This window comes from Pseudomonadota bacterium, from assembly GCA_041395565.1.
GTDB lineage: Bacteria > Pseudomonadota > Gammaproteobacteria > UBA9214 > UBA9214 > UBA9214.
Genome location: JAWLAI010000003.1, coordinates 356222 through 381396 on the forward strand (window position 1 = coordinate 356222; position 25175 = coordinate 381396).

At 64.7% G+C, this 25175-nt stretch carries 26 protein-coding genes and 2 tRNA genes; 18 read left to right on the plus strand and 10 right to left on the minus strand.

The genetic code is table 11. From position 1 onward, the window contains the following. Nucleotides 1-54: 54 nt before the first annotated feature. Nucleotides 55-852 (plus strand): DUF6502 family protein, encoded by a 798-nt coding sequence (locus tag R3F42_04935; GenBank protein MEZ5541371.1) that lies wholly within the window; start codon nt 55-57, stop codon nt 850-852. Nucleotides 853-863: 11 nt separating this feature from the next. Beyond that, complete coding sequence (locus tag R3F42_04940) at nt 864-2348, plus strand: DUF5666 domain-containing protein (protein MEZ5541372.1); 1485 nt, start codon at nt 864-866, stop codon at nt 2346-2348. Nucleotides 2349-2364: 16 nt separating this feature from the next. Here R3F42_04940 and R3F42_04945 read toward each other — a convergent pair whose 3' ends face one another. After that, nucleotides 2365-3021, minus strand: a complete 657-nt coding sequence (locus tag R3F42_04945) for a thiopurine S-methyltransferase (GenBank protein ID MEZ5541373.1) — start codon at nt 3019-3021, stop codon at nt 2365-2367. 91 nt (nt 3022-3112) lie between these two features. On the opposite strand from R3F42_04945, the gene R3F42_04950 reads away from it, so the two are divergent. Together R3F42_04950 and R3F42_04955 are read left to right on the plus strand one after the other, a co-directional pair. Then, a complete protein-coding gene (locus R3F42_04950) occupies nt 3113-3556 on the plus strand; it encodes a hypothetical protein (GenBank protein ID MEZ5541374.1) in 444 nt (147 codons plus the stop codon). A 136-nt stretch (nt 3557-3692) separates the two neighbouring features. Further along, nucleotides 3693-3995: a cytochrome c gene (locus R3F42_04955; protein MEZ5541375.1), complete on the plus strand. Its 303-nt coding sequence runs from the start codon at nt 3693-3695 to the stop codon at nt 3993-3995. Nucleotides 3996-4068: 73 nt separating this feature from the next. Here the strand turns inward: R3F42_04955 and R3F42_04960 are convergent, their stop codons facing one another. Further along, on the minus strand, nt 4069-5139 hold the full coding sequence (locus tag R3F42_04960) for a COX15/CtaA family protein (GenBank protein MEZ5541376.1): 1071 nt from the start codon (nt 5137-5139) through the stop codon (nt 4069-4071). Nucleotides 5140-5273: 134 nt separating this feature from the next. On the opposite strand from R3F42_04960, the gene R3F42_04965 reads away from it, so the two are divergent. Then, nucleotides 5274-5792 (plus strand): DsrE family protein, encoded by a 519-nt coding sequence (locus R3F42_04965; GenBank protein ID MEZ5541377.1) that lies wholly within the window; start codon nt 5274-5276, stop codon nt 5790-5792. 92 nt (nt 5793-5884) lie between these two features. Here R3F42_04965 and R3F42_04970 read toward each other — a convergent pair whose 3' ends face one another. Together R3F42_04970 and trmB are read right to left on the minus strand one after the other, a co-directional pair. Then, nucleotides 5885-6760 (minus strand): phosphoribulokinase, encoded by an 876-nt coding sequence (locus R3F42_04970; GenBank protein ID MEZ5541378.1) that lies wholly within the window; start codon nt 6758-6760, stop codon nt 5885-5887. 272 nt (nt 6761-7032) lie between these two features. Continuing rightward, nucleotides 7033-7659, minus strand: coding sequence for a tRNA (guanosine(46)-N7)-methyltransferase TrmB (gene trmB / locus R3F42_04975; protein MEZ5541379.1), 627 nt, complete (start codon nt 7657-7659; stop codon nt 7033-7035). Nucleotides 7660-8212: 553 nt separating this feature from the next. On the opposite strand from trmB, the gene R3F42_04980 reads away from it, so the two are divergent. Next, entirely contained in the window at nt 8213-9934 is a 1722-nt protein-coding gene (locus R3F42_04980) for a SulP family inorganic anion transporter (GenBank protein MEZ5541380.1), read from the plus strand. Between the two features lie 45 nt (nt 9935-9979). On the opposite strand, the gene R3F42_04985 is transcribed toward R3F42_04980, so the two are convergent. Together R3F42_04985 and thiS are read right to left on the minus strand one after the other, a co-directional pair. Further along, entirely contained in the window at nt 9980-10795 is an 816-nt protein-coding gene (locus R3F42_04985; GenBank protein ID MEZ5541381.1) for a thiazole synthase, read from the minus strand. Nucleotides 10796-10850: 55 nt separating this feature from the next. After that, on the minus strand, nt 10851-11051 hold the full coding sequence (thiS, locus tag R3F42_04990; GenBank protein ID MEZ5541382.1) for a sulfur carrier protein ThiS: 201 nt from the start codon (nt 11049-11051) through the stop codon (nt 10851-10853). 90 nt (nt 11052-11141) lie between these two features. On the opposite strand from thiS, the gene R3F42_04995 reads away from it, so the two are divergent. Then, nucleotides 11142-12965, plus strand: a complete 1824-nt coding sequence (locus R3F42_04995) for a long-chain fatty acid--CoA ligase (GenBank protein MEZ5541383.1) — start codon at nt 11142-11144, stop codon at nt 12963-12965. A gap of 8 nt (nt 12966-12973) precedes the next feature. Here the strand turns inward: R3F42_04995 and R3F42_05000 are convergent, their stop codons facing one another. Further along, nucleotides 12974-13171, minus strand: coding sequence for a hypothetical protein (locus tag R3F42_05000; GenBank protein ID MEZ5541384.1), 198 nt, complete (start codon nt 13169-13171; stop codon nt 12974-12976). Between the two features lie 347 nt (nt 13172-13518). After that, nucleotides 13519-14004 carry a DsrE family protein gene (locus tag R3F42_05005; GenBank protein MEZ5541385.1) on the minus strand — a complete coding sequence of 162 codons (486 nt, stop codon included), beginning with the start codon at nt 14002-14004 and terminating at the stop codon, nt 13519-13521. A gap of 194 nt (nt 14005-14198) precedes the next feature. Between R3F42_05005 and R3F42_05010 the strand changes: the two genes are divergently transcribed. The 11 genes from R3F42_05010 (at nt 14199) to R3F42_05060 (ending at nt 22910) form a co-directional block, all read left to right on the plus strand. Continuing rightward, nucleotides 14199-14272: transfer RNA gene (locus tag R3F42_05010), tRNA-Gly, on the plus strand. A 159-nt stretch (nt 14273-14431) separates the two neighbouring features. Continuing rightward, a complete protein-coding gene (locus R3F42_05015; GenBank protein ID MEZ5541386.1) occupies nt 14432-15148 on the plus strand; it encodes a sulfur globule family protein in 717 nt (238 codons plus the stop codon). Between the two features lie 187 nt (nt 15149-15335). Then, entirely contained in the window at nt 15336-17453 is a 2118-nt protein-coding gene (locus R3F42_05020; GenBank protein MEZ5541387.1) for an AsmA family protein, read from the plus strand. A 24-nt stretch (nt 17454-17477) separates the two neighbouring features. Continuing rightward, entirely contained in the window at nt 17478-18020 is a 543-nt protein-coding gene (locus R3F42_05025; GenBank protein MEZ5541388.1) for an SRPBCC family protein, read from the plus strand. Then, a complete protein-coding gene (mutY, locus tag R3F42_05030) occupies nt 18017-19120 on the plus strand; it encodes an A/G-specific adenine glycosylase (protein ID MEZ5541389.1) in 1104 nt (367 codons plus the stop codon). The genes R3F42_05025 and mutY overlap by 4 nt, the downstream gene beginning before the upstream one ends. Continuing rightward, complete coding sequence (locus R3F42_05035) at nt 19086-19361, plus strand: oxidative damage protection protein (protein MEZ5541390.1); 276 nt, start codon at nt 19086-19088, stop codon at nt 19359-19361. The genes mutY and R3F42_05035 overlap by 35 nt, the downstream gene beginning before the upstream one ends. A gap of 28 nt (nt 19362-19389) precedes the next feature. Continuing rightward, the gene (gene rfbA / locus R3F42_05040; protein ID MEZ5541391.1) at nt 19390-20268 is read left to right on the plus strand and encodes a glucose-1-phosphate thymidylyltransferase RfbA; all 879 of its coding nucleotides are present in this window, start codon (nt 19390-19392) and stop codon (nt 20266-20268) included. Continuing rightward, nucleotides 20265-20816 (plus strand): dTDP-4-dehydrorhamnose 3,5-epimerase, encoded by a 552-nt coding sequence (gene rfbC / locus R3F42_05045; GenBank protein ID MEZ5541392.1) that lies wholly within the window; start codon nt 20265-20267, stop codon nt 20814-20816. The genes rfbA and rfbC overlap by 4 nt, the downstream gene beginning before the upstream one ends. Before the next feature lie 14 nt (nt 20817-20830). Next, complete coding sequence (rfbD, locus tag R3F42_05050; protein MEZ5541393.1) at nt 20831-21697, plus strand: dTDP-4-dehydrorhamnose reductase; 867 nt, start codon at nt 20831-20833, stop codon at nt 21695-21697. Then, entirely contained in the window at nt 21679-22731 is a 1053-nt protein-coding gene (gene rfbB / locus R3F42_05055; protein MEZ5541394.1) for a dTDP-glucose 4,6-dehydratase, read from the plus strand. The genes rfbD and rfbB overlap by 19 nt, the downstream gene beginning before the upstream one ends. 103 nt (nt 22732-22834) lie before the next feature. After that, a tRNA-Phe gene (locus tag R3F42_05060) sits at nt 22835-22910 on the plus strand. 182 nt (nt 22911-23092) lie between these two features. On the opposite strand, the gene R3F42_05065 is transcribed toward R3F42_05060, so the two are convergent. Then, a complete protein-coding gene (locus R3F42_05065) occupies nt 23093-24430 on the minus strand; it encodes an ArsB/NhaD family transporter (GenBank protein ID MEZ5541395.1) in 1338 nt (445 codons plus the stop codon). After that, nucleotides 24431-24889 (minus strand): CBS domain-containing protein, encoded by a 459-nt coding sequence (locus R3F42_05070; protein MEZ5541396.1) that lies wholly within the window; start codon nt 24887-24889, stop codon nt 24431-24433. Nucleotides 24890-25175 lie beyond the last annotated feature (286 nt).

Here is a 25175-nt window from a genome sequence, read left to right on the forward strand (position 1 = left end):
TAGTGCCCGGCCCGGTGTGGTTGGTTTGATGCAGTGCATGGGCGTGTGCCGGGAATGAGCAAGAGTTTTGACAAGACGATGTCCCTGGCGGTGCAGAAGCTGCTGCAGCCGCTGGTTCGCATACTGCTGCGCAACGGCGTGGCCTATGGCACGTTCGCAGAGCTGGTGCGCAAGACCTATGTCGACGTCGCGTATCGTGACTTCGCCCCGCGCGGCAAGAAGCAGACGGTGTCACGCGTCTCTGTGCTGACCGGGCTCACCCGCAAGGAAGTCAGGCGTCTGCAGGAATCCGGTGCGGCAGACATCAAGCTCGAGCAGGCGCGCTATAACCGTGCCATCAGGGTCATCAGCGGCTGGCGAAACGATGCTGCCTACCTGGATGCATCCGGCAAGCCGGCCATTTTGCCGCTGGAAGGGGACGGAACGTCCTTTGCCAGTCTGGTCAAGAACTACAGCGGCGATATCCCGACCATGGCGATGCTCACCATGCTGCAGGAAGCGGGCAGCGTGAGTGTGTCCGGGCAGCAGGTCAAGCTGGTGCGCAATGCCTATGTGCCAGCCAAGGATGCAACCGACAAGATCGAGATCCTAGGTGTCGACGTGCATGAACTGATCGCCACGATCGACCATAACCTGGTATCGGAATTCGATGACCTGCGTTTCCAGCGCAAGGTCGCCTACGACGATATCGCACCCGAGGCCGTCGACGGATTGCGCAGGATGTCGGCGAGCATGGCGCAGACGCTGCTGGAACAGCTCGATCGCGAGTTCGCCAGCCACGAGGTCGAAGACGGCGGGTCAGACGGCAGATACATCAGTCTCGGCATCTACTTCTACGAGCAGGATTCCTGAAGACCGGGATCATGCATTTACTGGGTTACATCAAGAGATGGCTGCCGTTACCGGTGGCCGCGCTATGTGTCACCCTGGCTTCGTGCTACCCGGACCCCGGGCAGATGGCGGGTGGTGGTATCGGTGGCACTGGCATCACCTCCGGCACGATCACCGGATTCGGCAGCGTGTTCGTCAACGGCATCGAGTTCGAAACCGCAGGAGCCATCCGCGTGGTCGACGACGTGCAAACTCAAAGCAGCGGGACGGACGATGCCGCATACCTGGATGCCGGCATGGTGGTGACGGTGCGCGGCACCGTCAACCCGGACGGGGTGAGCGGCGTGGCAACCGAAATCAGCTACGACGTTGCCATCCGTGGGCCGATCGCCACGCCGCCGGTGGAGGATGCCGACGCGGTGTTCAAGGTCTTCGACGTGCTCGGTACCGCAGTACGGGTTGACAGGAATGCCACCGTATTCGTCGCTACCGATTATCAGTCCCTGCAGATGCAAGACGTCGTCGAAGTCAGCGGCTATTACGATACCGCCGGTATTCTGCAGGCTACGCGCATCGTCGGTGCCGGTACATACGACCGGGATACGATCGTGGAAGTCAGGGGTGAGGTAGAGGATTTCGACGGAATCGCTACGTTCACCATCGGAACTCTTGCCGTCACCTTCGACGGGGCGACCGTGTTCGAGGGCTTGCCGGGCAGCGTCGCGAACGGCCAGTATGTGGAAGTCAACGGGCTGTTGCAGGGCGCTGCTGTTCTCGTCGCAACCCGGATCCAGCATGATGACAGCGAGGTTGAATATTACAGCGGTGCGATCAGCATCGAGGGACTGGTGAGTGGCTACGCCGATCCCGGAAATTTTTCAGTCAACGGCGTACCCGTGGATGCCACAGGCGCGACATACAGTCCGGCAGGTCTGGCGGCGACGCTGGGCGACAACCAATTGATCGAGGTGGACGGCCTGATCGCGGCCGGCAGGATCACGGCCATACGGATCGAGCAGCGTGGCGGGGATGTCAAGCTTGCCGGCGTGGTCGCTGGCAGCGATGCGGCGCGCGGCATGTTGAGTGTGGATGTCGTCCCGGGGCAGGAGTCCGTCGCCGTGACGGTTGATCTGCAGACACAGTTGGAGGACGAGCTGGCGCAGGTCGCGCCATTCACGCTGGCTCAGCTCAGTCCCGGCGATCCGGTAACGGTGCAGGGATTCCTGGACGCTGCGGGCGGTGTCGTCGCAGCGAGGATCAGGCGCAGGTCGCTGGAAGGCCATGTCCTGGCCGGGCCGGTGACCGCGGCAACCGGCACTGCTGCCGGCGGCAGCATCACCATTCTGGGCGTGACCATGTTGACCGATCGTAACACGGAGTTTGAGGACGGCGACGACGGGCAGTTCCAGGGCGGCGGTGATGATTTCTACGCGACGGTTTTACCCGGTGCCATGGTCGAGCTGGAAGACGGGCTGCCGGTCGACGGTGTCGCCGACGAGGTTGAGCTCGGTAACTGATGCCTGCCGGCCGCGGTCAGCTGCGCTGCAGCCGCCAGATGTGCTCGACCAGCTGGCTGGCGCCGCGCGTTGCAAGCTCCGGGTTGGCCGCCAGCGCATCGAATGCTTCCAGGTGTTGCAGCGCGAAGTGCGTGCTGAACAGGCGGGTCACCTCCAGAGCCGCGACCGCAAACGGCGGGCCGTTCATCTCCTGCTGCGGGTATTCCATCGTCACCAGCAAGCTGCGGCTGTCAGGCGGTAGCAAGCGCGCGAGATGGTCGGCATAACGCTGTCGCAAATCCTCTGGCAACGCGATCAGCGCGGCCCGGTCATAGCAGCCATCGAGGATGCCAAGCTGTCCTGTAGTCAGGGTGAAGAAGTCGCTGCAGTGAATCTCGATGCCGTCACACGACCAGACCGGGTATCCGGCATCCTCCCTGACCTGGGCGGGCAGGCTGTTTTCGCTGAAAAAGGCGGACACGGCCAATGGACTGATCTCGATGCCGATGACCCTGTGGCCCTGTTCCCTGAGCCAGATCATGTCGAGACTCTTGCCGCAAAGTGGTACCAGGACGCGGCTTCCCGGGCGCAGGCTGAGTCCATGCCAGTGCAGCTGGAGGTGCGCATTGACGGTCTGCTGGTGGAAGCCGATCTGGTTGGCCGTCCAGCGTGCGTGCCAGAATTCAGGGTCCATGTGCGGTCAGTTCCGGTTGGCGAAGGCGGTATCTCGCGCTAGTGACGCTAGTATATAGTGTATGTATGTCTGCTTGACGGTCGAGGCGGTAATGGCAGAACAGATTCCCGATCCCTTCCGGATCGCATTCAGGGGGCGATTCGAGAACATCCTGCGCTGGGAACAGCTGGATCTGCTGTGGGACACGCTGGGGGCGGATGCCGACGGGGGCTGGTATATCTACGCCGTCGGAGAGCCGCCGCCGTCGGCGCCCGCCAGTGATGCGCAGTTCAGGAGATTTCTGTCCGAAATCTTCCAGTTACTGCGGCTCGAGCATGACGAGGATTATTGCGGGATCGTCTTTACCGATTCGCGGGATGCCCCGACCTTCGTGAAGATCTTCGATCCGCACAATCTGGGTGTTTCCTGCGGCTACAGCGACAATCCCCCCTTGCCCGGCTGGATTCTCTCGAAACTTCCGCCGGCCGACATGAGTCAGACGGTGGTGCTGCCGGGCAACCGCCGGCGCTGGTGGCAGCGTTTTCTGCATCACTGATTATAAGTTGATGTTAATCAATGGGGTTTAAATCACGGCATGCTGTATCATACGGGCTGGGGTGAAACCTGCCAGCCAAGTCGGACGGTGCGGCAGCGGTTGAGCAACGGATGAATAGTCAACGGAGTGTTATCCAATGAATAAAGTAGCAAGCGTGGTGATCGCGGGTGTTTTGCTGGGTATACAGGGTGCTGCGTTGGCCGGTGATGCCGAGGCCGGCAAGACCAAGGCTGCAGCCTGCGCCGGTTGCCACGGCCCCGAGGGGGTCAGCAGCAATCCCATGTGGCCGAACCTCGCCGGGCAAAAAGAGGGCTACCTGGTGAAGCAGTTGAAGGCCTTCCGTGACGGCACCCGCACCGATCCCATGATGTCCCCCATGGCCAAGCCGCTCTCGGACGAGGATATCGATAACCTCGCGGCGTACTTCAGCAGTCTCTGAGCGCTGGCGCGGGCAGACCGCAGCGGTCTGCCCGCAGACTCTGCGCAGGGCGAATTCTGTAACCCGCGCGATATCATGCAACGACTGCCGGCCGATCCCCGCTCCCCGTCATGCGCTGGTTGAGATAGACCAGTACGCTGAGCAGCAGTACGGCACCGGCCTGATGCGTGGCAGCCAGCGGCACCGGTACGTACAGCAGCAGGGTCGAGATGCCGAGGGCGACCTGCAGCAGGACGGCAGCCAGCAGCAGGTGCAGGCCGCGGCGCAGCGGCGGCGCGGTGGTGCCGCGCAGACCGAAGAACCAGAGCAGGCAGACGCTGCAGAATACCAGCGTCGCCAGCAGGCGATGATCGAACTGCACGGTGGCGATGTTTTCAAAGAAATTGTGCCACCACGGTTCCAGCATGAATATCACCTGTGGTATCCAGTGGCCGTCCATCAGCGGAAAGGTGTTGTAGGCATGGCCGGCCTTGAGGCCGGCGACGAATCCGCCCGACAGGATAGTGATGAATACCAGGGCGAGCAGACTGCGCACGGCCCTGCGCAGGCGGGCACCCGCGGGCAAGGCTTGTTCCGCTCCGTGCCATAACCCCAGGGCGACGTGCAGCATCCAAGCGTAGATCAGGAGCGCCAGTCCCAGATGCGCGCTCAGCCGGTACTGGCTGACATGCGGATCGTCGACCAGTCCACTCTTGACCATGTACCAGCCCAGCAGGCCCTGCAGGCCGCCCAGTACGAACAGCGCGGCGAGGCGGGGCGCCAGTGGACGACCTAACCGGCCGCGTACCAGGAAATACAGAAACGGCAGCAGGAACACCGTACCGATGGTGCGCCCGAGCAGGCGGTGCGAAAACTCGAACCAGTAGATGCGCTTGAATCCCGCCAGATCCATGCCGGCATTGATATGGCGATATTCGGGCGACTGGCGATACAGCGCAAAGGTTTCCTCCCAGCTGGCCTGGTCCAGCGGCGGTACGATCCCGAAAATCGGGTCCCATTCCACCATGGACAGGCCGGAGCCGGTCAGCCGTGTGACGCCGCCAAGGACGACCATGGCATAGATCATCAGGCAACAAACCAGCAGCCAGACGGCAACGGGTCGGTCTCGGTTCAGCGCGGCGGCGCGCGGGCTGGTTTCGGGCATGGTGTTTCTGGCGGCCAGTGGCTAGAGTAGGATCAGGATCGGGCAGGGCATTGTAACCGAAAAGCCCGGCCTGCCGCGGATTCGGGATGCGTCCGGGTGCCTGGTGGCAGGCCGGTGCCGCTCCGGGGGAGCGTATGAAGCAGCCGTTCAGCATACTGGCAGTGGTGGCCGTGGCGGCAGCTGGCCTCTATCTGGCGCTGTCGACACAACACGCCGCGGTGGATGCCAACCTGCCCGTGAAACGGGACCCGACATCCGTACCCGGTGCGGTGACTGCCGACGAGCTGCTGCCGGAACAGGCCGTGCTGGATATCTCGGTGCACACGCTGGATGAACTGCGTGTATTGCTGGATCGGGCCGAGCAGCTGTCCAACCGGCTGCTGGACCAGGGACGGACCGGTGCCAGCGTGGTGCTCGTCCTGCACGGACCCGAGGTCGAGTTCTTTTCCACCAAGAATTACGCGCGCTACCGCGATATCGTGGATCAGGCGGCGCGTCTGGATGCCTTCGATATCGTGGACGTGAAGATCTGCCAGGGCATGATGAATGTCAGGGGCGTGGCCCGTGATGACATACCCGCCTTCATCGACCAGGTCCCGGACGGGGGTGCCGAGATCGAGCGGCTGCAGCGCGAAGGTTACGTCTACTTCTAGGGCGGGGTTCTGGTCACCGCGCAAGGCGCGCAGTGATCACCTGCGGGGAGACGTGCCGGGGCGGACCGGCCGGTCCGCCCCGGCACGGGGTCTTACGCGTTGCGCCTGCTCAGGATGCGTTCGATGATCGGCGCCAGGATGATCTCCATGGCGAAACCCATCTTGCCGGCCGGCACCACGATGGTGTTGCGCCGTGACATGAAGGAATCCTTCATCATCGCAAGCAGATAATTGAAATCGATATCCAGGGCACGCGGATCCTTGAAGCGGATGACGACGAAGCTCTCGTCAGGCGTCGGGATGTCGCGTGCGATGAACGGGTTCGAGGTGTCCACGGTCGGGACACGCTGGAAGTTGATGTCAGTGCGCGAGAACTGCGGCGTGATGTAGTGCACGTAGTCATGCATGCGGCGCAGGATGGTATCGGTGACGGCTTCCGCCGAGTAACCGCGCTGCTCGCAGTCGCGGAAGATCTTCTGGATCCATTCGAGGTTGACGATCGGCACCACGCCGATCAGCAGGTCGACGTGGCGCGCGACGTCGACGTTGTCGGTGACCACGCCGCCGTGCAGACCTTCATAGAACAGCAGGTCGGTACCTGAACCAACCGTTTCCCAGGGCGTGAACTCGCCGGGCTTCTGCCCGAACGGCTTGGCTTCCTCTTCGCTGTGCAGGTAGTAGCGGCGCTCGCAGGAGCCGGTATCGCCGTAGCTGCGAAAGGTCTCCTCGAGCTTGTCGAACACATTCGCCTCGGGTCCGAAATGGCTGAAGTGGTTGTTACCGCTGGCCTCGGCGGTCTTCATGGCCTCTTTCATCGCGGCACGGTCGTAACGGTGATAGCTGTCGCCCTCGATGACCACCGGATTGACACCCTCGCGCAGGAAGATGTGCTCAAAGGCGACTTTTACGGTCGTCGTGCCGGCGCCGGATGAACCGGTGACGGCGATGATCGGATGTTTCTTGGACATGGTGGCTCCTGGCCCTGTGCATGGCTGATTATTGGTTCGCGGCGGCGCGGGCGGACAAGGCAAGCCGTCGAAATCCGCCTGCATTATGGCAGGCGCGCGTGATCCGCAGAGCCGCGTATTGAACCATTTTTCCCGGCTGCAACTCAAGGTGCCTGCCGGTGGCAATGTATTCCCTTATATATCTCAATGGTTTGGCGGAGGCGGAGGGCTGTGCCCCGGCCTGTGTGCCTATCGGACCGATCCGGGGGCGTGAACCCGGTCGGCCCCGCCGGTCAGCGCCGTTCGAATACCAGGTCCTGTGACGTGTGCCCCAGGCGCTGCCCGCGCCGCTCGAACCGAGTTGCCGGCCGGTACCCGGGTCGTGCGGCGTAGTGTCCCTGGCCCGCGCGGTTCGAAAACAGCCCCGAGGCTTCCACCGTGGCCAGCATCTGCTGGGCGTAATCCGCCCAGTCCGTCGCCATGTGGAGGATGCCGCCGGGCCGCAATTTGTGCGCCAGCAGTTCCACGAAGGCGGGCTGCACCAGGCGGCGTTTGTGATGGCGTTGCTTGTGCCAGGGGTCGGGATAGAACAGCAGCACCCGGTCGAGGCAGGCATCCGGCAGTGCCGACTGCAAGACCGCCGTCGCGTCCACGTTGTAGATCCTGACGTTATGCAGGTCATACCGTTCCAGTTCCAGCAGCAGGTGCCCGACGCCCGGACGGTGCACCTCGATACCGATGAAATCCTCCTGCGGTGTCGCGCGCGCCATGGCGAGCAGGGCCTCGCCGTTGCCGAAGCCGATTTCGAGCGTGAGCGGTGCGTCTCGTCCGAACAGCGCAGCCGGCTGCAGCGGGAGCGCGGGGTCGAGACCGTATCGCGGCCACAGGTCCCGCAGTGCGCGCCGTTGCCCGGCCGTCATGCGGCCCTCGCGCCTGATGAAGGAGCGTATGGTGCGGTGTGTCGAAGCGTTGTCCACGGTTGCGCGGGTACCGGTCGGCCAGGGTGGAATTATTCTAGGTGCTAATACCGTGGACGCCTAACGCTTCCGCGCCGGTGCTGCTTGCCGCCGACATTGGCACTGCGCAACCTGGGCGCATTCGATAAAACGTTTTAATGCCGGGCTAAATGATTTATTTAGCTGCGTGCGCGGCTGTCAGCGCCAACATGCGATCGATGCAGCCGACGCGTGTTTTCCCCTTGCCTCCATCCGGGTGTTGTCGTTTAATGAACGCATATTCCAGAAGGCGTCTAGCAGCAGCAGACTTCCTCCCCGGATGTTCGCGCACCTGGCGGCATCCAGCATCTATCCAGCCGCTGTAACCGCTCAGGTGAAACCTGGCAGGCCGCTTTCTCCGGTTTCAGGCAGCGCGTGCGCGTGCGCGGGCCGTGCGCCGGGCAGCCGGTACAGGGTGTGCCCTGCGCGGTCTATTGCACGCTAGTGCGCATGCAGCAGTATTCACACAGGACGACCGATGAATGCACGTGTAATCTTCCCCTTCCTCAACTGGCTCCGGCTGGTATCGAAAGAATCGCTGAAGGCCGACCTGATGGCCGGGCTCACCGGTGCGGTGATCGTGCTGCCCCAGGGTGTCGCCTTCGCGACCATCGCGGGGCTGCCGCCGGAGTACGGCCTGTATACCGCGATGGTGACGCCGATCATCGCCGCCCTGTTCGGTTCGTCCCATCACCTGGTTTCCGGACCGACTACGGCGATCTCCATCGTCGTATTCTCGGCCGTGAGCCATCACGCCACACCCGGATCGCCGGAATTCGTCGCGCTGGCGCTGACGCTCACCTTCCTGGCCGGTGTCTATCAGCTCGCCTTCGGCCTGGCCAGGCTGGGCGTGCTGGTCAACTTCGTTTCGCACACGGTGGTCATCGGTTTCACCGCGGGTGCGGCCATCCTGATCGCGACCAGCCAGATGAAACACATCCTGGGCGTGCCGATTCCCAAGGGCGAATCGTTCCTGCATACCTGGGTGGATATCTTTCGGGAACTGGGTCAGGTCAACTACTACCTGGTCGTGATCGCGCTGGTCACGCTGCTGGTTTCCGTCCTGGTCCGGCGCTATTCGCGCAAGCTGCCGAACCTGCTGGTCGGCATGGTCGTCGGCAGCGTGATCGCGCTGGTCTTCAAGCACTTCACCGACAGCATCACGCTGGTCGGCGAACTGCCAGCCCACCTGCCGCCGCTGTCGCATCCGCAGTTCACCTCGTCCACCATCAAGACCCTGGCGCCTGACGCCTTCGCGGTGGCGCTGCTCGGACTGATCGAGGCGGTGTCGATCAGCCGGGCCGTCGCGACCAAGTCGAGCCAGCGCATCAACGCCAACCAGGAGTTCATCGGCCAGGGCCTGTCGAACGTGTTGGGCAGCTTCTTTTCCAGCTACGCCGGTTCGGGATCGTTCACGCGGTCGGGCATCAACTACGAGGCCGGCGCGCGGACACCGCTGTCCGCCATCTTCGCCGCGCTGATCCTGATGGTGATCGTGCTCCTGATCGCACCGCTGACCGCCTATCTGCCGGTGGCGGCCATGGGCGGTGTCATCCTGCTGGTGGCCTGGAACCTGATCGATTTCCATCACATCAAGAGTATCGTGACGCTGAGCAAGTCGGAGACGAGCATCCTGCTGATCACCTTCATCGCCACCCTGTTCCTGGAGCTGGAATTCGCCATCTACATCGGCGTGCTGCTCTCGTTGATCTTTTTCCTGGCCAAGACGTCCACGCCGCAGATCCCCACCCTCACCGTGGACGACTCGCCGCAGCGCAAGCTGGTCAACATCCAGACGAAACCACTGAAGCAGTGTCCGCAGCTGAAGATCATCCGCGTCGACATGTCGATCTATTTCGGTTCCATCAACCACATCCAGAACCGTATCAGCCAGATCATGGATAACGAACGCATCTACCACATCCTGATCGTGGGCACCGGGGTGAATTTCATCGATCTGGCCGGCGCGGAAGGCCTGGTGGCGGAAAACACCAAGCTCGCGAAGATGGGCGGTGGCCTGTATTTCGTGGGGCTGAAGTCGTCGGTCTACGAATTCGCGGCGCGCTCCGGTTTCATCAAGCGCGTCGGCAAGGACCGTTTCTTCGACGGCAAGACCGATGCCATCCACAGCATCTACCAGCGTCTCGACCGCGAGATCTGCAAGACCTGCCCGTCGCAGATCTTCCAGGAGTGCCACTAGGACCGAATGGGCCTGTCCCGCGCGAACGTGCGCGAGACAGGACGTTCAGAAAAAGGTCCCGTCTATCGGCGAGGATGCGCTGGCGAAGCGCTTGCGCGGAATACGGCCGGCGCGGTAGGCCTCGCGGCCGGCCTCGATGCCCTTTTTCATGGCGGAAGCCATGAGCACCGGATCCCTGGCACCGGCGATGGCAGTGTTCATGAGCACGCCGTCGCAGCCGAGCTCCATGGCCAGCGCGGCATCCGAGGCCGTGCCGACGCCGGCATCGACCAGGATCGGTACCGTGGCATTCTCCACGATGGTGAGGATGTTGTACGGATTGCGGATACCCAGGCCCGAGCCGATCGGCGCCGCCAGCGGCATCACCGCGACGCAGCCCATTTCCTCGAAGCGCTTCGCGACGATCGGATCGTCGTTGGTATAGACCATGACCTTGAAGCCGTCCTTGATCAGGATTTCGGTCGCGGCCAGGGTCTGCACGATGTCTGGAAACAGGGTCTTTTCGTCGCCCAGCACCTCGAGCTTGACGAGGTCGTGCCCGTCGAGCAGTTCGCGTGCCAGCCGGCAGGTGCGCACGGCATCCTCCGCGGTATAGCAGCCGGCGGTGTTCGGCAGCAGGGTGTAGCGGTCCGGGGGCAGCACGTCCAGCAGGTTGGGCTCGTTGGGATCCTGGCCGATGTTGGTGCGGCGGATGGCTACCGTCACGATCTCCGCGCCGCTGGCCTCGGTGGCGGCCCGGGTTTCCGCCAGATCGCGGTACTTACCGCTGCCGACCAGCAGGCGCGAGCGGTAGCTGGTGCCGGCGATGATCAGTGGATCGTCAACGGCGCCGGCGGGACGTGATTGCAGGACAGTGGACATGGGCGGTTAACTCTTGAATACTTGTAACGAAAGACAATAACGGTTCAGGGGTTTTTCAGCCGCCGCCGATGGCGTGGACGATCTCGATCCGGTCACCCGGCCGGATCACGTGCCGTTCGAAGCGGCTGCGCGGGACGATTTCCCGGTTGACTTCCAGTGCCAGGCGCTTGCCGGCCAGGCCCAGCCACAGCAGCAGTTCCGCGGCACTGGTCTGGTCCGGAATATCCCGCGTGGTACCGTTGAGTATGATTTCCATGGTTCGTGAGTGCAGGTTCCGAGTGGGCATTCTACCGCATTCCGCCGGCCCCGGGCCGCTGGCTGCCGGCTGCAGGAGACATAATAGCGTATGACGCTGATGACGGAAGACATCATCTCCATCGAGGCGGCGGGTACGCTCGATGGCCTGATGTTCCAGCGCGTCCGACGCACGCCGGACGCCCTGGCCTATCGCAGCTACGACAGCGAGGCGAAGCACTGGCACGACACCAGCTGGCGCGAGGTGGGCGCGCACATCGCGCGCTGGCGCTCTGCGCTCGCAGCGGAAAATCTCGAGCCCGGCGAGCGGGTTGCGGTGCATCTGCGCAACAGCAAGGAATGGGTCTACTTCGACCAGGCGGCACTCGCCTGCGGGCTGGTGGTGGTACCGCTGTACACCGATGATCGTCCGGACAACATCGCCTACATCATGGAGGATTCGGCCGTCCGGGTGCTGCTGGTGCAGGATGCCGCCACCTGGAACCGGCTGGCACCCGCGCTGGCCGGACAGGAGCACCTGCTGCGGGTACTGCTGCTGACGCCATCGCGCAGCGACCGGCCGGAAACCCTGCTCGCGGACCCGCGCGTGCGCTACGTTCCGGACTGGCTGCCGCGGTCAGCCCCGTCCCTCACGCAGCGCGACGGCGATCCGCATGCGCTGGCTTCGATCGTTTACACCTCCGGCACCACCGGGCGACCCAAGGGCGTGATGCTGTCGCATTACAACATGATGTCGATCGCGCACGCCGCGCTGACCATGATCGATGTCTACCAGGAAGACCTGTTCCTGTCGTTCCTGCCACTGTCACATACGCTCGAGCGCACCGGTGGCTACTACCTGCCGGTGATGTCCGGTTCCGGCGTGGCCTATGCGCGCTCCATCATGCAGCTGGCCGAGGACCTGAAAAACATCCGTCCCACCGTGCTGATCGCCGTGCCGCGCATCTTCGAGCGCGTGTTCGCGCGCATCCAGGGCCAGCTGGAGAAGCAGCATCCGCTCAAGCGCAACCTGTTCCAGCTGACCACCGAGGTCGGGTGGCGGCGCTTCGAGCGTCTGCAGCGGCGCGCGCACTGGCATCCCGCGCTGCTGGTGTGGCCGCTGCTCAACCGCCTGGTCGCGGGCAAGGTCACGGCAAAGCTCGGCGGGCGCCTGCGCCTGGCGGTCAGCGGCGGCGCGCCGCTGTCCGTCGCGGTGGCGAAGACCTTCATCGGGCTGGGTGTGCCCATCCTGCAGGGTTACGGGCTGACCGAGACCAGCCCGGTGATCAGCGTGAACGTGCCCGAGGACAACGAGCCGGCGAGCGTCGGAATCCCGCTCAACGGTGTCACGGTGCGGATCGGCGAGAGCGACGAACTGCTGGTGAAATCGCCGGGGCGGATGCTGGGCTACTGGAACAACCACGTGGCGACCGCGGAGATCATCGACAACGACGGCTGGCTGCACACCGGGGATCAGGCGCGCATCGAGCACGGGCATATCTACATCACCGGGCGCATCAAGGACATCCTGGTGATGTCCAACGGCGAGAAGATCCCGCCCATGGACATGGAACTGGCCATCTGCCTGCTGCCGGTGGTGGACCAGGCGCTGGTAATCGGCGAGGGCGAGTCCTATCTCTCCGCCATCCTGGTGCTGAACCCGGAGGAATGGCCGCGGCTCGCGAAGCGCCTGGGGCTGGATCCGGACGCCGCCGCCAGCCTGCAGGACCAGAAGGTGCACAACGAGCTGCTGAAGGGCATCAAGGGGACGCTGAAGGATTTTCCCGGCTACGCGAAGATTCGTCGCGTCATCCTGACGCGCGCGCCGTGGACGGTGGACAACGGCCTGATCACACCGACACTGAAGGTAAAGCGCGCCAGGGTGCTGGAGCGCTTTGCCGCGGAGATCGCGGCGCTCTACAGCGAGCGGCTCTGAACCGCCGCTTACGCGGCGCTCGGCAGCGGGTCGGGGTCGTTGCCCGGCGCTTCGTGTACGAACACCGGCTCGCAGTCGACCAGGTTGTGCCAGTCGCTGCAGGCCTGGCGCGCTTCCTGTACAGTCGAAAAGGTCCAGATGAGCTGGCCGCTCTCGCTGATCAGCGATGCGGTCTTGTTCGGCCATTCCTTGATGATGACCTGCATGGTTGTCTCCTGATTCCCACCCTTGTTGACACACCCATGCTCGCCGTACCCCGTGTCGCGAATGTGACGGCGATATGAAATTTTTATGACGGCGCCGGACGGGCGCCGATGCCGGCGCGTCACCACCGCAGCGCTTCATATCCCTGTCACGCGGGCTTGCTAGCCTGTACGGCGTCCCACAGGAGGTCGGTGCGATGGATTCGTCTTTCAGGAGCAGGCTGCGCCTGCTGATGCTGCTGTCCCTGGTGCTGCTGGCGATCAACCTCGTTGCCACGCTTTCCGGGGTCTACTGAGCGCCCGGCGCGGTGTCCCCGCGGACCGCGCCGGCGATGCCCGGACCGGCCGCGCTACCAGCTGATATAGGCGAACCCCTGTTCCTGCAGCAGCATGATGTCCTCGGCGCCGATCGGTACCATTTTCGCGAACGGCAGCAGGTCGTCGTCGGTCCAGTTGAGCGTGAGCATGGTATTGCCGCAGGCATGGAAGGCCACGCCGTACTGGGCCAGCGAGCTGGCCTTCTGCTGGAGTTCCTGCGGGATCGGGCGCTCGGGGCGCTTGCCCAGCAGGTGCAGTCCCGGGCCGAACGCCACGATCACGATCTGCACGTCGTCCTCGTAGCGGCGCAGCAGTTCCCCCGCGGAAAACAGGATATGCTGCAGGTACTCGGTATCCGCCTTGTTGCACTGGTAGACGATATTGTGCGCGGAGCTGTCCTCGAAATGGGTGTCGGTGTGATGCGCCTGCGACTTGCCGGCAGCGAGCAAGCCGCCGAACAGGCCCAGTGTCTTCAGCACCAGGCGGCGTGCACGGCTGACGGGTGTGGCTCGTTTCATGGACTGCTCCTCTGGCCGGTTCCAAACCATGTCTCAAGTATGACGGGGTAACGGCAGCTTGGTTCTGCCGGCAGCGCCCGCGCCGTCGAACGCCGGGTGATGGCACCCGGGGCGGGACGACAGTACAATGCCGCTACCCTGTCCCCGGCGGCGCACGCCCAGGGTTGCCGCTGCCACGCGCGGGGCATGGGCAGGCGGGTGTAGTTCAATGGTAGAACTGGAGCTTCCCAAGCTTCAAACGTGGGTTCGATTCCCATCACCCGCTCCAACCTCTCATCCTCATCCAGAGAACCATAAAATTAATTAATACTAATATTTGTCAATTCCGGTTGTAATATAAGAAAATAGTTATATACTAATTGTGCGCTTCGGGAAGAGTCCTGAAAAGAATACAGAATTTTTTATCCTTACTCTGGAGATTTGTACCATGAAAACGATTGCTATGATGATTTCCGCCGCCTCGCTGGCGGTAGCTTCCGCCTCCGCTTCGGCCTGGGGTTGGGGTGACAATGGCTGGGGCGACGGCTGGGGCGATGGCTGGGCCGACGGCGGTTTCAGCTTCAACATGAGCGCGAGCGGTCACGGTCATGGCTATGGGCGCGGCTATAACCGCTTCTATGATGGTTACGGTCCGTATGGCTATGCCCCGTACGGCTATGGTTACCCCGTGCAGCCGGCGGTAGCGCCGACCGAGGAGCAGAAGCAGGCGTTCGCCGATCAGCAGGCGAAGATGATGGCAGACATGCAGCAGGCCCAGCAGCAGGCGGCCGAGTACTACCAGAAGGCCCAGCAGCAGGCCGCCGAGTACTACGCCAGCCAGCCGAACCCGGGCGATGCCATCTTTGCCCAGGGTGATGCGATCCGCGCCCAGATGGACGCCGAGCACGATGCACGCATCAAGGCGATGGACGCCCAGATGGAGGAAATGCGCAAGGCTGCTGACGCCTTCGCCGACCAGGCCTTCCCGCGTGACGACTACCGTGCCCAGCTCGACGCCGAGCGCGATGCCCGGGTGAAGGAAATGGACGCGCGCATGGAAGAGTTCCGCAAGGCCTCCGAAGAGCGTCGCAAGGCCGCCGAGGAAGCCTACAAGGCACGCCTGCAGGAGCGCGCCAACCGGGTCGAGGCCAAGCAGGGCGCCTGAGCGCGACTCGCACCGCGCCGGCGGGTTGCCGCCGGTCGGACACTGCGGGGTGTGTGGATTCCACACACCCCGTTTTGTTTTTGCGACCTGCATTCCGGATCCGCGGCGTGTACAGGCGATGCTGAATCACTATACTGTAGCCCCGGCTGTCAACTCCCCGTAACCACATGACGTTCAGGATGGATGCATGGGCAAGATTCTGAAAATCCTTCTCTCGGTCGCAGCGCTCCTGGTCGCCCTGATCGTGGTCGCAGCCATTGTGCTGCCCATGGTCATCGACCCGAACGATTACAAGCCGCAGATCATCAAGGCGGCTGAAGACAAGACCGGGCGCAAGCTGGAAATCGACGGCGACATCGGACTGTCGGTGTTTCCGTGGCTCGGTCTGGAACTCGGGGCCGTGCGGCTTGGCAATGCGCAGGGGTTCAGCGACCCCTACATGGTCAGCATGACCGCGGCGCAGATCAGGGTGAAGCTGCTGCCGTTGCTGAAGAAGCAGCTCGAGGTGGATACCGTGAAGCTGGCCGGGCTCCGGCTCAGCCTGGAACAGGACGAGCAGGGCCGCACCAACTGGGCGGACCTGCACACCGAAACCGCCCCCGAGGCCGCGCCCGAGACGACAGCCGGCGCGCATGAGCCGGCCGGGCTCGGCAGCCTGGCGGTCGGCGGCGTCGAGGTGACCGACGCGAGCATCACCTGGGAGGACCGCGCCAGCGGCGCCCGTTACGTGATCGATGACCTCTCGTTCACGACCGGCGCGATCGCCGCGGGTCAGTCCTTCGACCTCGACCTGCGTTTCAAGGTGGTGTCGAAGGCGCCGGCGCTGGCGAGCCAGGTCGAGCTCACCGGCAACGTGTTCGTCGCGCCGAACCTGAAGGCGGTCGATATCAAGCAGGTCATGCTCAATCTCCACGCCCAGGGCGACGCGGTACCCGGCGGGCAGGCCCGCGTCTCGCTGAAGACAGACCTGGCCATGGACCTGACCGCACAGACCCTGCGCGTACCCAACCTGGCGCTCGAGGCCCTGGGTCTGAATATCACCGGCGACATCGACGGCAGCGGGATCGGCGGTGCGGCACCCCAGTTCGACGGCGGCCTCAAGATCGCGGGCTTCAGGCCGCGTGACCTGATCCGCAACCTGGGCCAGCCGGTGCCGGTCACCACGGATCAGTCGGCGCTCGGCAGGGCCGATGCGGCGCTCGACTGGGATGCCTCCACGAAGCATTTCGCGGTCAAGGCGCTCACGCTGCACCTGGACGACACCACCGTGACCGGCAACGCGCGCATCGACTCCTTCGCGGCGCCGGCCATTGCCTTCACGCTGGCCGTCGACACCTTCGACCTCGACCGCTACCTGCCTCCGCCGCCAGCGGCGGACGCCGCCCCGGCCGCGCCGGACAGCGGCGCGGCTGCCGGTCCGCCGCCGCTGGAGGGGCTGCGCCAGCTCAACCTCAACGGCAAGATCACGGTGGCCGAGATGCGCGCCTTCAATCTGGAATACCGCGACGCCGAGCTGCAGGTGAAGTCGCGTGACGGTGTCCTGCGCCTGCATCCGCTCGGTGCGAAGCTCTACGGTGGCAGTTACCAGGGCGATATCACGCTCGATGCGAGCAAGAAGACCCCGCGCATCTCGGTGAATGAAAACATCAACGGCGTGCAGGCCGGGCCGCTGCTCAAGGACCTGCTGGGCGAGGAGCGGGTGCTGGGAACGGCCAGCATGACGGCGAAATTCACCGGCAGCGGCATGACGCCGGAGGCGCTGCGGCGCAACGTGAACGGCAATGCCTCCTTCGCGTTCACCAACGGCGCCGTGAAGGGCGTCAACGTCGCCGCGCTCATCCGCGCGGCGCGGGCGCGGCTCAAGGGTCAGGCCATCCCGGCGGAAAGCGGCCCGAACCAGACCGATTTCACCGAACTGACCGGCACGGTGAACGTGACCGACGGGCTGGCGCGCAACGACGACCTGCTGCTGCAGTCGCCGCTGCTGCGCATCGCCGGCGCCGGGCAGACCAGCCTCGTCGACGAGTCCATCGACTATACCCTGACCGCCAAGCTGGTCGGCTCGCTCGAAGGGCAGGGCGGCAAGGGCCTGGAGGACCTCAAGGGGGTCTCGATCCCGGTGAAAGTGGGGGGCAGCTGGAGCAAGCCGACCTATGCCCCGGATGTCGCGGCCGCGCTCAGCGAGTCCGCCAAGGCGAAGGTCAAGGAAAAGGTTGACGAGAAGGTCGACGAGCAGAAGCAGAAGCTCCAGGAGAAGATCCAGGACAAGCTCGGCGACAAGCTGCTCAAGGGCCTGTTCAAGTAATTGCGCACCGCGGCGGCGGGTTTGATGCTGTGCTGCATGCTGGCCGCCGGCGGCGCCCGGGCCGGCGCGATCCTGGACTCGTCTGTCACCCTGGCGCAAGGCGTCTACCGCATCGCGGTGGACGCACGCATCGCTGCCCCGGTGGCGACGGTGTATGCGCGAATCACCGATTACGATCACCTCTCCCGCATCAACCATGCGATCGAGACCAGCCATGTGCTGCGCACGGACAGTCCGACCCGCCATCGCGTCAGGTCCGTGATCAAGGCCTGCGTCCTGTTCTTCTGCCGGCGCGTGCACCAGGTCCAGGACATGACCCAGGACGAGGGCTCGCGGATCGAGGCCCATATCCTGCCGCAGCAGAGTGATTTCCATGCCGGCCATGCACTCTGGCGTCTGGAACCCGCGGGCACGGATACGCTGATGCATTTCCGCGCACAGCTGGAGCCGGCGTTCTGGGTGCCGCCCCTGATCGGCCCCTGGCTGTTCGAGCGCAAGATCGTCAGCGAGCTGCTGGAGAGTGCCGCGGTGATCGAGCGCGACTGGCGCGCGGGGCTTACCCCGTGACGCCGCGGCAGTTCGGTGCGGCGCTGCTGGCTTGGTACGACCGCGCCGGCCGCAAGGACCTGCCCTGGCAGCGCGACCCCACGCCCTACCGGGTGTGGGTCTCGGAGATCATGCTGCAGCAGACCCAGGTGGCCACCGTCATACCCTACTATGAGCGCTTCCTGCAGCGCTTCCCGGATGTCGCGGCGCTGGCGGCGGCGGACCCGGACCAGGTGCTGCATCACTGGTCCGGGCTGGGCTATTACGCCCGGGCGCGGCACCTGCACGCCGCCGCGCGCATGCTGGTGGAGCAGCGCGACGGCCGCTTCCCGGACACGCTGGAGGCGGCGCTGGCCCTGCCCGGCGTGGGCCGTTCCACGGCCGGCGCGATCCTGGCGCTGGCCTGCGGGCAGCGCCAGCCGATCCTCGACGGCAACGTCAAGCGCGTGCTGGCGCGATTCCATGCCGTTGCGGGCTGGCCGGGGCAGGCCGCGGTGCAGCAGCAGCTCTGGGCGCTGGCGGAACGCTACACGCCGCATGCACGCGTGGCGCACTACACGCAGGCGATCATGGACCTCGGCGCCACGCTGTGCACGCGCGGTCGGCCCGCGTGTACGCAGTGCCCGCTGCAGGCGGCCTGCGCCGCCTGCCGCAGCGGGCGGCAGGCGGACTTTCCCGCCGCGCGTCCGGCGCGTGCGCTGCCGGTGCGCGCGGTCACCATGCTGCTGCTTGGCGACCGGGAGGGCGGCCTGCTGCTGGAGCGGCGTCCGCCTGCCGGTATCTGGGGCGGGCTGTGGAGCTTTCCCGAGCTGGCGGCGGAAGCCGAGGCCGGCCCCTGGTGCGCGCGCAAACTCGGCCTGCGGATCGGGCGTCCCGTGCGCTGGCCGGTGCTGCGCCACACCTTCACCCATTTCCATCTCGATATCACGCCGCTGCTGGTGCCGGTGACGGGGCGGGCCGCCGTGCGCGTGGATGATGACCGGCGGGTCTGGTATAAACCGGGGCTGGCGGACGAGCGCGGGCTGGCCGCGCCGGTCGGCCGGCTGGTCGCGCGCTATTTCGAGGGCGAACACGGGAGAACTGCCGATGACACGCACCGTGCACTGCGTGAAACTGAATAAGGATGCCGAGGGGCTGGACCGTCCCCCCTACCCGGGCGCGCTCGGGCAGCGCATCTACGACAACGTCTCCAAGGAGGCCTGGCAGCTGTGGCTGCGCCAGCAGACCATCCTGATCAACGAACACCGTATCTCGCCCATCGATCCCGCGGCACGCAAGTTTCTCGAGCAGGAGATGGAAAAGTTCTTCTTCGGCGGCGGCTCCACGCTGCCGGGCGGCTTCGTCATGCCGGACAAACACTGACCGCCGTGCCGGCCCGGAACCACAGCCGATGAAAGGCATCATCCTCGCCGGTGGCAGCGGCTCGCGCCTCTATCCCCTGACCCGCGCGGTCAGCAAGCAGCTCATGCCGGTGTACGACAAGCCCCTGATCTACTATCCGCTGTCCACGCTGATGCTGGCCGGGATCCGCGAGATCCTGGTGATCTCCACGCCGCACGACCTGCCGATGTTCCGGCAACTGCTCGGCGACGGCAGCCAGCTCGGGCTGCAGTTCAGCTACGCCGAGCAGCCGCGTCCCGGCGGGCTGGCCGAGGCGTTCCTGATCGGGCGCGAGTTCATCAACGCCGCACCGGTCTGCCTGATCCTGGGCGACAACATCTTCTACGGTCACGGCCTGGGCAAGACGCTGCAGCAGGCAGCCATGCGCAGGCAGGGCGCGACCGTGTTCGCCTACCAGGTGCGCGATCCCGAGCGCTACGGCGTGGTCGAGTTCGACCGTGCGGGCAAGGTGCTGGGGATCGAGGAGAAGCCGGTGCGGCCGCGCTCGCGCTACGCGGTCACCGGGCTCTATTTCTACGATGCGCAGGTGGTCGACATCGCCGCGGGACTGGCGCCCTCGCCGCGCGGCGAACTCGAGATCACCGACGTCAACCGTGCGTACCTGGCACAGGGGCGGCTCGACGTGGAGCGGCTCGGGCGCGGTACGGCCTGGCTGGATACCGGTACGCACGAGGCCCTGCTGCAGGCTGCCACCTACATCGAGGCGATCGAGCAGCGCCAGGGCCTCAAGGTCGCGTGCGTCGAGGAGATCGCCTACCGCATGGGTTACATCTCCGCGGCCGCGCTGGAGGCGCTGGCGCAGCCGCTGGCGGTCAACGGTTACGGCCAGTACCTGCTCGAGATACTCAGGGAGCAGTCGCTGTCATGAAGGTCACGCCCACCGCACATCCCGAGGTGCTGCTCGTCGAGCCGGATGTCTTCCGCGACGCGCGCGGCTTCTTTCTGGAAACCTTCAACGCGACCCGCTACGCGGCGGCCGGGCTGCCGGAGCACTTCGTGCAGGACAATCACTCGCACTCGGTCGCCGGTGTGCTGCGCGGGCTGCACTATCAGCTCGAGCATCCGCAGGGCAAGCTGTTGCGCGTCGCGAGCGGCAGCGTGTTCGATGTCGCGGTCGACATCCGCAGGGGCTCGCCGCGCTTCGGCCAGTGGGTGGGCGTGGAACTGTCCGCCGCGAACCAGCGCCAGCTCTATATCCCGCCCGGCTTCGCGCACGGCTTCTGCGTGCTGAGCGAGCGCACCGATTTCCTCTACAAGTGCACGGACTTCTACACGCCTGGCGACGAGTACGGCATCGCCTGGGACGACCCGGAGCTGGCCATCGCCTGGCCCTGCACCGACGTGCTGCTGTCCGACAAGGACCGGCACTACCCGTGCCTGCGCGAGAGCGCGCACCTGCCCGTGTATCCCGGCTGACCATGCGGGTGCTGGTGACAGGCGCCCGCGGGCAGCTCGGCAGCGAGGTCGTGCGCAGCCTGCAGGACGCGGGCATGACGGCGCTGGCCCCGGCCCGCGACGAACTGGATTTCCTGCTGCCGGACAGCATCGCCACGTGCATCGCGCGACTGCGCCCGGACTGGATCGTCAATTGCGCCGCCTACACCCAGGTCGACCGCGCCGAGTCCGAGCCGGAGACCGCGTTCGCGGTGAACCGGGATGCGGCCGGCCGGCTGGCGCAGGCGGCTGTGGCGCGCGGCGCGCGCCTGCTGCACGTCTCGACGGATTTCGTCTTCAACGGGCGGCAGACGCGGCCCTACCGCGAGACCGATGCGCCGGACCCGCTCGGCGTGTACGGGCGCAGCAAGCTCGAGGGCGAGGCGGCCGTGGTCGCCGCGCTGCCGGATGCGGCGATCGTGCGCACAGCCTGGGTCTATGGCGTGCACGGGCACAATTTCGTCAAGACCATGCTGCGCGTGGCCGGCCAGGGCAAGCCGCTGCGTGTGGTCGCCGACCAGATCGGTTCACCCACCTGGGCCGCGGACATCGCCGCCGCGCTGTTGCGGCTGCTGGCGGCGCAGGCGCACGGCGTCTATCACTTCGCCGGTGCCGGCCAGACCTCCTGGCACGGTTTCGCGCAAGCCATCCTCGACCGTGCCGTCGCCTGCGGGTTCGATCTCGCGACGCGGACGGTCGAACCGATAACGACCGCGGATTATCCGACCGCGGCGGTGCGCCCCGCCTATTCCGTGCTCGATACGGGTAAGATTGCAGGCATCCCCGGGGTGGTCGTGCCGGCATGGCAGGACAGCCTCGAGAACATGCTGAAGGAGCTCAGGACATGCGCAGACTGCTGGTAACCGGTGGTGCGGGATTCATCGGCTCGAACTTCATCCGCTACTGGCTGGCGCGGCACGCGGGCGACCGCGTCGTCAACCTGGACCTGCTCACCTATGCCGGCAACCCGGAAAACCTGGCGGATGTCGAGGCGAGGCCGGACTACCGCTTCGTGCAGGGCGACATCGGCGACCAGACGCTGGTCGAGTCGCTGCTGGCCGAGGAGCGCATCGACACCCTGGTCAACTTCGCCGCCGAATCGCATGTCGACCGTTCCATCCTCGGCCCGGATGCCTTCATCGCGACCAACATCGTCGGCACCTTCGCGCTGCTGGAGGCGGCGAAGCGGGTGTGGGGCGACGACACCGCGCGGCGGCGCTTCCTGCATGTCTCGACCGACGAGGTCTACGGCAGTCTCGGTCCGGACGAGGCGCCATTCGACGAGCGCCACCGCTACGCGCCGAACAGCCCGTATTCCGCCTCGAAGGCCGCGTCCGACCACCTGGTGCGCGCCTACCACAAGACCTACGGCCTGCCGGTGCTGATCACCAACTGCTCCAACAACTACGGGCCGTACCAGTTCCCCGAGAAGCTCATCCCGCTCGTCATTCTCAACGCGCTCGAAGGCAAGCCCATCCCGGTGTACGGCGACGGCAAGAACGTGCGCGACTGGCTCTATGTCGAGGACCACTGCAGCGGCATCGAGGCGGTGCTGGACGGCGCCGCGCCGGGCGAGGTGTTCAACATCGGCGGCATCAACGAGTGGCGCAACATCGACATCGTGCGGCTCATCTGCGACCGGCTCGACGTGCTCGCCCCGGGCCAGCGGCCCTACCGTGAGCAGATCGCCTTCGTGCAGGACCGCCCGGGACACGACCGCCGCTACGCCATCGACGCCACGCGCATGCGCACGCGGCTGGGCTGGGCGCCGGCGCACGATTTCGAGTCGGGTATCGAGGCCACCATCCGCTGGTACCTGGCGCACCGCGACTGGTGCGGCCGGGTACGCAGCGGCGCCTACCGCGAGTATTACGACCGCCAGTACGGCACCGGCTGAACCGGTCCGGCGTACAGCATTTCCCCGGTAAACAGGGGCTTGGCGAGGGATGGCTTGACTCCGGACGGGCGAGCGGCTTTAATACGCCGCTCGCCTCACGCACGGCCAGGTAGCTCAGTTGGTAGAGCAGGGGACTGAAAATCCCCGTGTCGGCAGTTCGATTCTGTCCCTGGCCACCAATTAAAAATCATCCTGGGGTCTTGCGCTTGCAGCTTTGACGCCAGCTGCCATGCGTTGCAGGATTACCCGAATCTCCATCCGCGTATGTCCGGAATGACTGGCGCCATGCCGGGCGTCGTCAGTAGCGGCCTCCCGATGCCGTGCGAACACCACCGCCTGCGTGATAGTGACCCGGCACCTGTCATAGATAGCGCAGGTACACATACACGGTACTGACCGCGATCGATCCCAGCATCAGCGGGAAGGCCAGCAGCATGAACCGCAGGAAGCGTATCGGCTGCCCTGAGCTTTCGGCAAAGCCGGCGATTATCAGGTTCGAACTGGCGCCAACCAGTGTGCCGCTCCCGCCCAGGCAGGAACCGAGTGCCAGCGACCACCAGATCGCATTCATCGCGTTGCCATCCGCGAGTGTCCCCATTTTCTGCAGCAGCGGGATCATCGCTGCAACGAACGGGATGTTGTCGACCATCGCCGAAGTCACTGCCGATATCCACAACACGGCCATGGCGGTCGCGGTGGTATCGCCGGCCGTCAGTTTCACGGCCTGCCGGGCCAGTACTTCCAGGAGGCCGGTGGATTCGACCCCGTAAACCAGGATGAACAGCCCGATGAAGAAAAAGATCGTCGTCCATTCGATATCCGCGAGTACCGCGGTTATGCGGCGCGACTGTTCGCTGGACGGGGAATTCAGGGTGTACAGCAGCAGCATCACCGCGGCACCGAACAGCGCGATGGTGGCAGGCTGACGATGGATGTGCGCGGAGATGACAAAGCCGAGGATGACACACAGCAGAACCGACACCGACATCCACAGCAGGTAACGATCGGTGATGGCCTCCCGTTCCACGTAAGCCATGATGCGCTGGCGCCGCTCTGGCGTCGTCTGCATATCCCGCTTCCAGATCAGCATGATCGGGATCAGCGTCAGCGCCAGCAGGATCACTGCAATCGGGCCCAGGTTGCTCAGGAATTGGTTGAACGTGAAGCCGATGGCGGAACTGATCATGATGTTCGGTGGATCGCCGATCAGCGTGGCGGTGCCGCCGATGTTGGTCGCGAAGATCTCGGCGAACAGGTACGGGTAGGCGCTGATCTTCAGCGCGTCGGTGATCAGGAGCGTCACCGGGACGATGAGCAGAACCGTGGTCACGTTGTTCAGGAATGCCGACAACACTGCCGTGACCAGCGTGAGCATGACGAGTATGCCCCAGGGGTTCGCGCGGACAAGCTTCGCCGAACCGACCGCGAGATACTGGAAGACGCCGGACTGCTTGACCACGCCGACGATGATCATCATGCCGATCAGCAGGCCGATCGTGTTGAAGTCCACGCCCTGGACGGCGCTTTGCTGGTCAAGCACACCGCCCAGGACCATCAGTCCACCGGCAATGGTCGCGACAACTACGCGGTTCACGCGTTCGCTCATGATCAGCAGGTACGTGGCGACGAACACCGTGCCGACAAACCAGCGGGCATCGATGCCCCACACGATGGGGTAGAGTACGGCAGCAGCGTCCATTCAGACCTCTGTGGACAGGATCCGGCTGCATGCATCCCAGTACGAAATCACCCCGACCAGGCGATGGCTGTCCGGGTGGACCACCGGCAGGCTGGACTGGGTGCGGTACAGGATCATGAGCGTTTCGACCAGCGGCGTATCGGGCCGCACCACGCTGACCTCGCCGTAGGTGCAGAGATCGATGGTCTGTTCCCTGACGGCATTGAAGCGCCGGTGCAGGTCCTCCAGCGTCTCGCGGATGAACGCCGCATTGTTCAACCCGAATTCCATGATCACCGCTTTGGGCAGTGCGAGGCGCAGGATGCAGTTGATGCCGACCACGCCGAGGAAGTGGAAATCGTCATCGACAACCGGCAGGTTGCGGTAACGGTGTTTCATGATGTAGCACATTGCGGTATCGATCGTATCCGACGGCCGCAGGACCGTCGGATCCGGATCCATGATCGATTGTGCAGTCATAGCGGGCGGGCACCGGCAGGTCAGGCTGGGAATATCACAGTATTAGAATATCAGCAAAAACCGTACCACTTGCCGGCGGATGCGCTCGTAAGGGCAGGAACGGGCGATTTCCACCCGCTGGGGGGGCGGAGGAGCGCGTTTCAGTGGTTGGTCATGACCCGGAATCGGGCATGATCCGCACAGCAGCGGTGCGCTCCGCTATGACCCTGCAAGGCGCAGGGTCGTGGCGGAGCGGGAGCTCAGGCGTGAGCCGACCGCATCACCGGGCCATGCTGGCGGCAGGCTG

Excerpts from the sequence above, each read along its gene's own strand:
- R3F42_04955 (MEZ5541375.1), top strand. The coding sequence starts at position 3,693 with ATGAATAAAGTAGCAAGCGTGGTGATCGCGGGTGTTTTGCTGGGTATA.
- R3F42_04945 (MEZ5541373.1), bottom strand. The coding sequence starts at position 3,021 with ATGGACCCTGAATTCTGGCACGCACGCTGGACGGCCAACCAGATCGGC.
- R3F42_04965 (MEZ5541377.1), top strand. The coding sequence starts at position 5,274 with ATGAAGCAGCCGTTCAGCATACTGGCAGTGGTGGCCGTGGCGGCAGCT.
- R3F42_05000 (MEZ5541384.1), bottom strand. The coding sequence starts at position 13,171 with ATGCAGGTCATCATCAAGGAATGGCCGAACAAGACCGCATCGCTGATC.
- R3F42_04985 (MEZ5541381.1), bottom strand. The coding sequence starts at position 10,795 with ATGTCCACTGTCCTGCAATCACGTCCCGCCGGCGCCGTTGACGATCCA.
- R3F42_04940 (MEZ5541372.1), top strand. The coding sequence starts at position 864 with ATGCATTTACTGGGTTACATCAAGAGATGGCTGCCGTTACCGGTGGCC.
- R3F42_04995 (MEZ5541383.1), top strand. The coding sequence starts at position 11,142 with ATGACGCTGATGACGGAAGACATCATCTCCATCGAGGCGGCGGGTACG.
- R3F42_05005 (MEZ5541385.1), bottom strand. The coding sequence starts at position 14,004 with ATGAAACGAGCCACACCCGTCAGCCGTGCACGCCGCCTGGTGCTGAAG.
- R3F42_04960 (MEZ5541376.1), bottom strand. The coding sequence starts at position 5,139 with ATGCCCGAAACCAGCCCGCGCGCCGCCGCGCTGAACCGAGACCGACCC.
- R3F42_04935 (MEZ5541371.1), top strand. The coding sequence starts at position 55 with ATGAGCAAGAGTTTTGACAAGACGATGTCCCTGGCGGTGCAGAAGCTG.
- R3F42_05065 (MEZ5541395.1), bottom strand. The coding sequence starts at position 24,430 with ATGGACGCTGCTGCCGTACTCTACCCCATCGTGTGGGGCATCGATGCC.
- R3F42_04980 (MEZ5541380.1), top strand. The coding sequence starts at position 8,213 with ATGAATGCACGTGTAATCTTCCCCTTCCTCAACTGGCTCCGGCTGGTA.
- trmB (MEZ5541379.1), bottom strand. The coding sequence starts at position 7,659 with ATGACGGCCGGGCAACGGCGCGCACTGCGGGACCTGTGGCCGCGATAC.
- rfbA (MEZ5541391.1), top strand. The coding sequence starts at position 19,390 with ATGAAAGGCATCATCCTCGCCGGTGGCAGCGGCTCGCGCCTCTATCCC.
- R3F42_04970 (MEZ5541378.1), bottom strand. The coding sequence starts at position 6,760 with ATGTCCAAGAAACATCCGATCATCGCCGTCACCGGTTCATCCGGCGCC.
- R3F42_05020 (MEZ5541387.1), top strand. The coding sequence starts at position 15,336 with ATGGGCAAGATTCTGAAAATCCTTCTCTCGGTCGCAGCGCTCCTGGTC.
- R3F42_05070 (MEZ5541396.1), bottom strand. The coding sequence starts at position 24,889 with ATGACTGCACAATCGATCATGGATCCGGATCCGACGGTCCTGCGGCCG.
- R3F42_04950 (MEZ5541374.1), top strand. The coding sequence starts at position 3,113 with ATGGCAGAACAGATTCCCGATCCCTTCCGGATCGCATTCAGGGGGCGA.
- R3F42_05015 (MEZ5541386.1), top strand. The coding sequence starts at position 14,432 with ATGAAAACGATTGCTATGATGATTTCCGCCGCCTCGCTGGCGGTAGCT.
- rfbC (MEZ5541392.1), top strand. The coding sequence starts at position 20,265 with ATGAAGGTCACGCCCACCGCACATCCCGAGGTGCTGCTCGTCGAGCCG.
- rfbB (MEZ5541394.1), top strand. The coding sequence starts at position 21,679 with ATGCGCAGACTGCTGGTAACCGGTGGTGCGGGATTCATCGGCTCGAAC.
- R3F42_05035 (MEZ5541390.1), top strand. The coding sequence starts at position 19,086 with ATGACACGCACCGTGCACTGCGTGAAACTGAATAAGGATGCCGAGGGG.
- thiS (MEZ5541382.1), bottom strand. The coding sequence starts at position 11,051 with ATGGAAATCATACTCAACGGTACCACGCGGGATATTCCGGACCAGACC.
- R3F42_05025 (MEZ5541388.1), top strand. The coding sequence starts at position 17,478 with ATGCTGTGCTGCATGCTGGCCGCCGGCGGCGCCCGGGCCGGCGCGATC.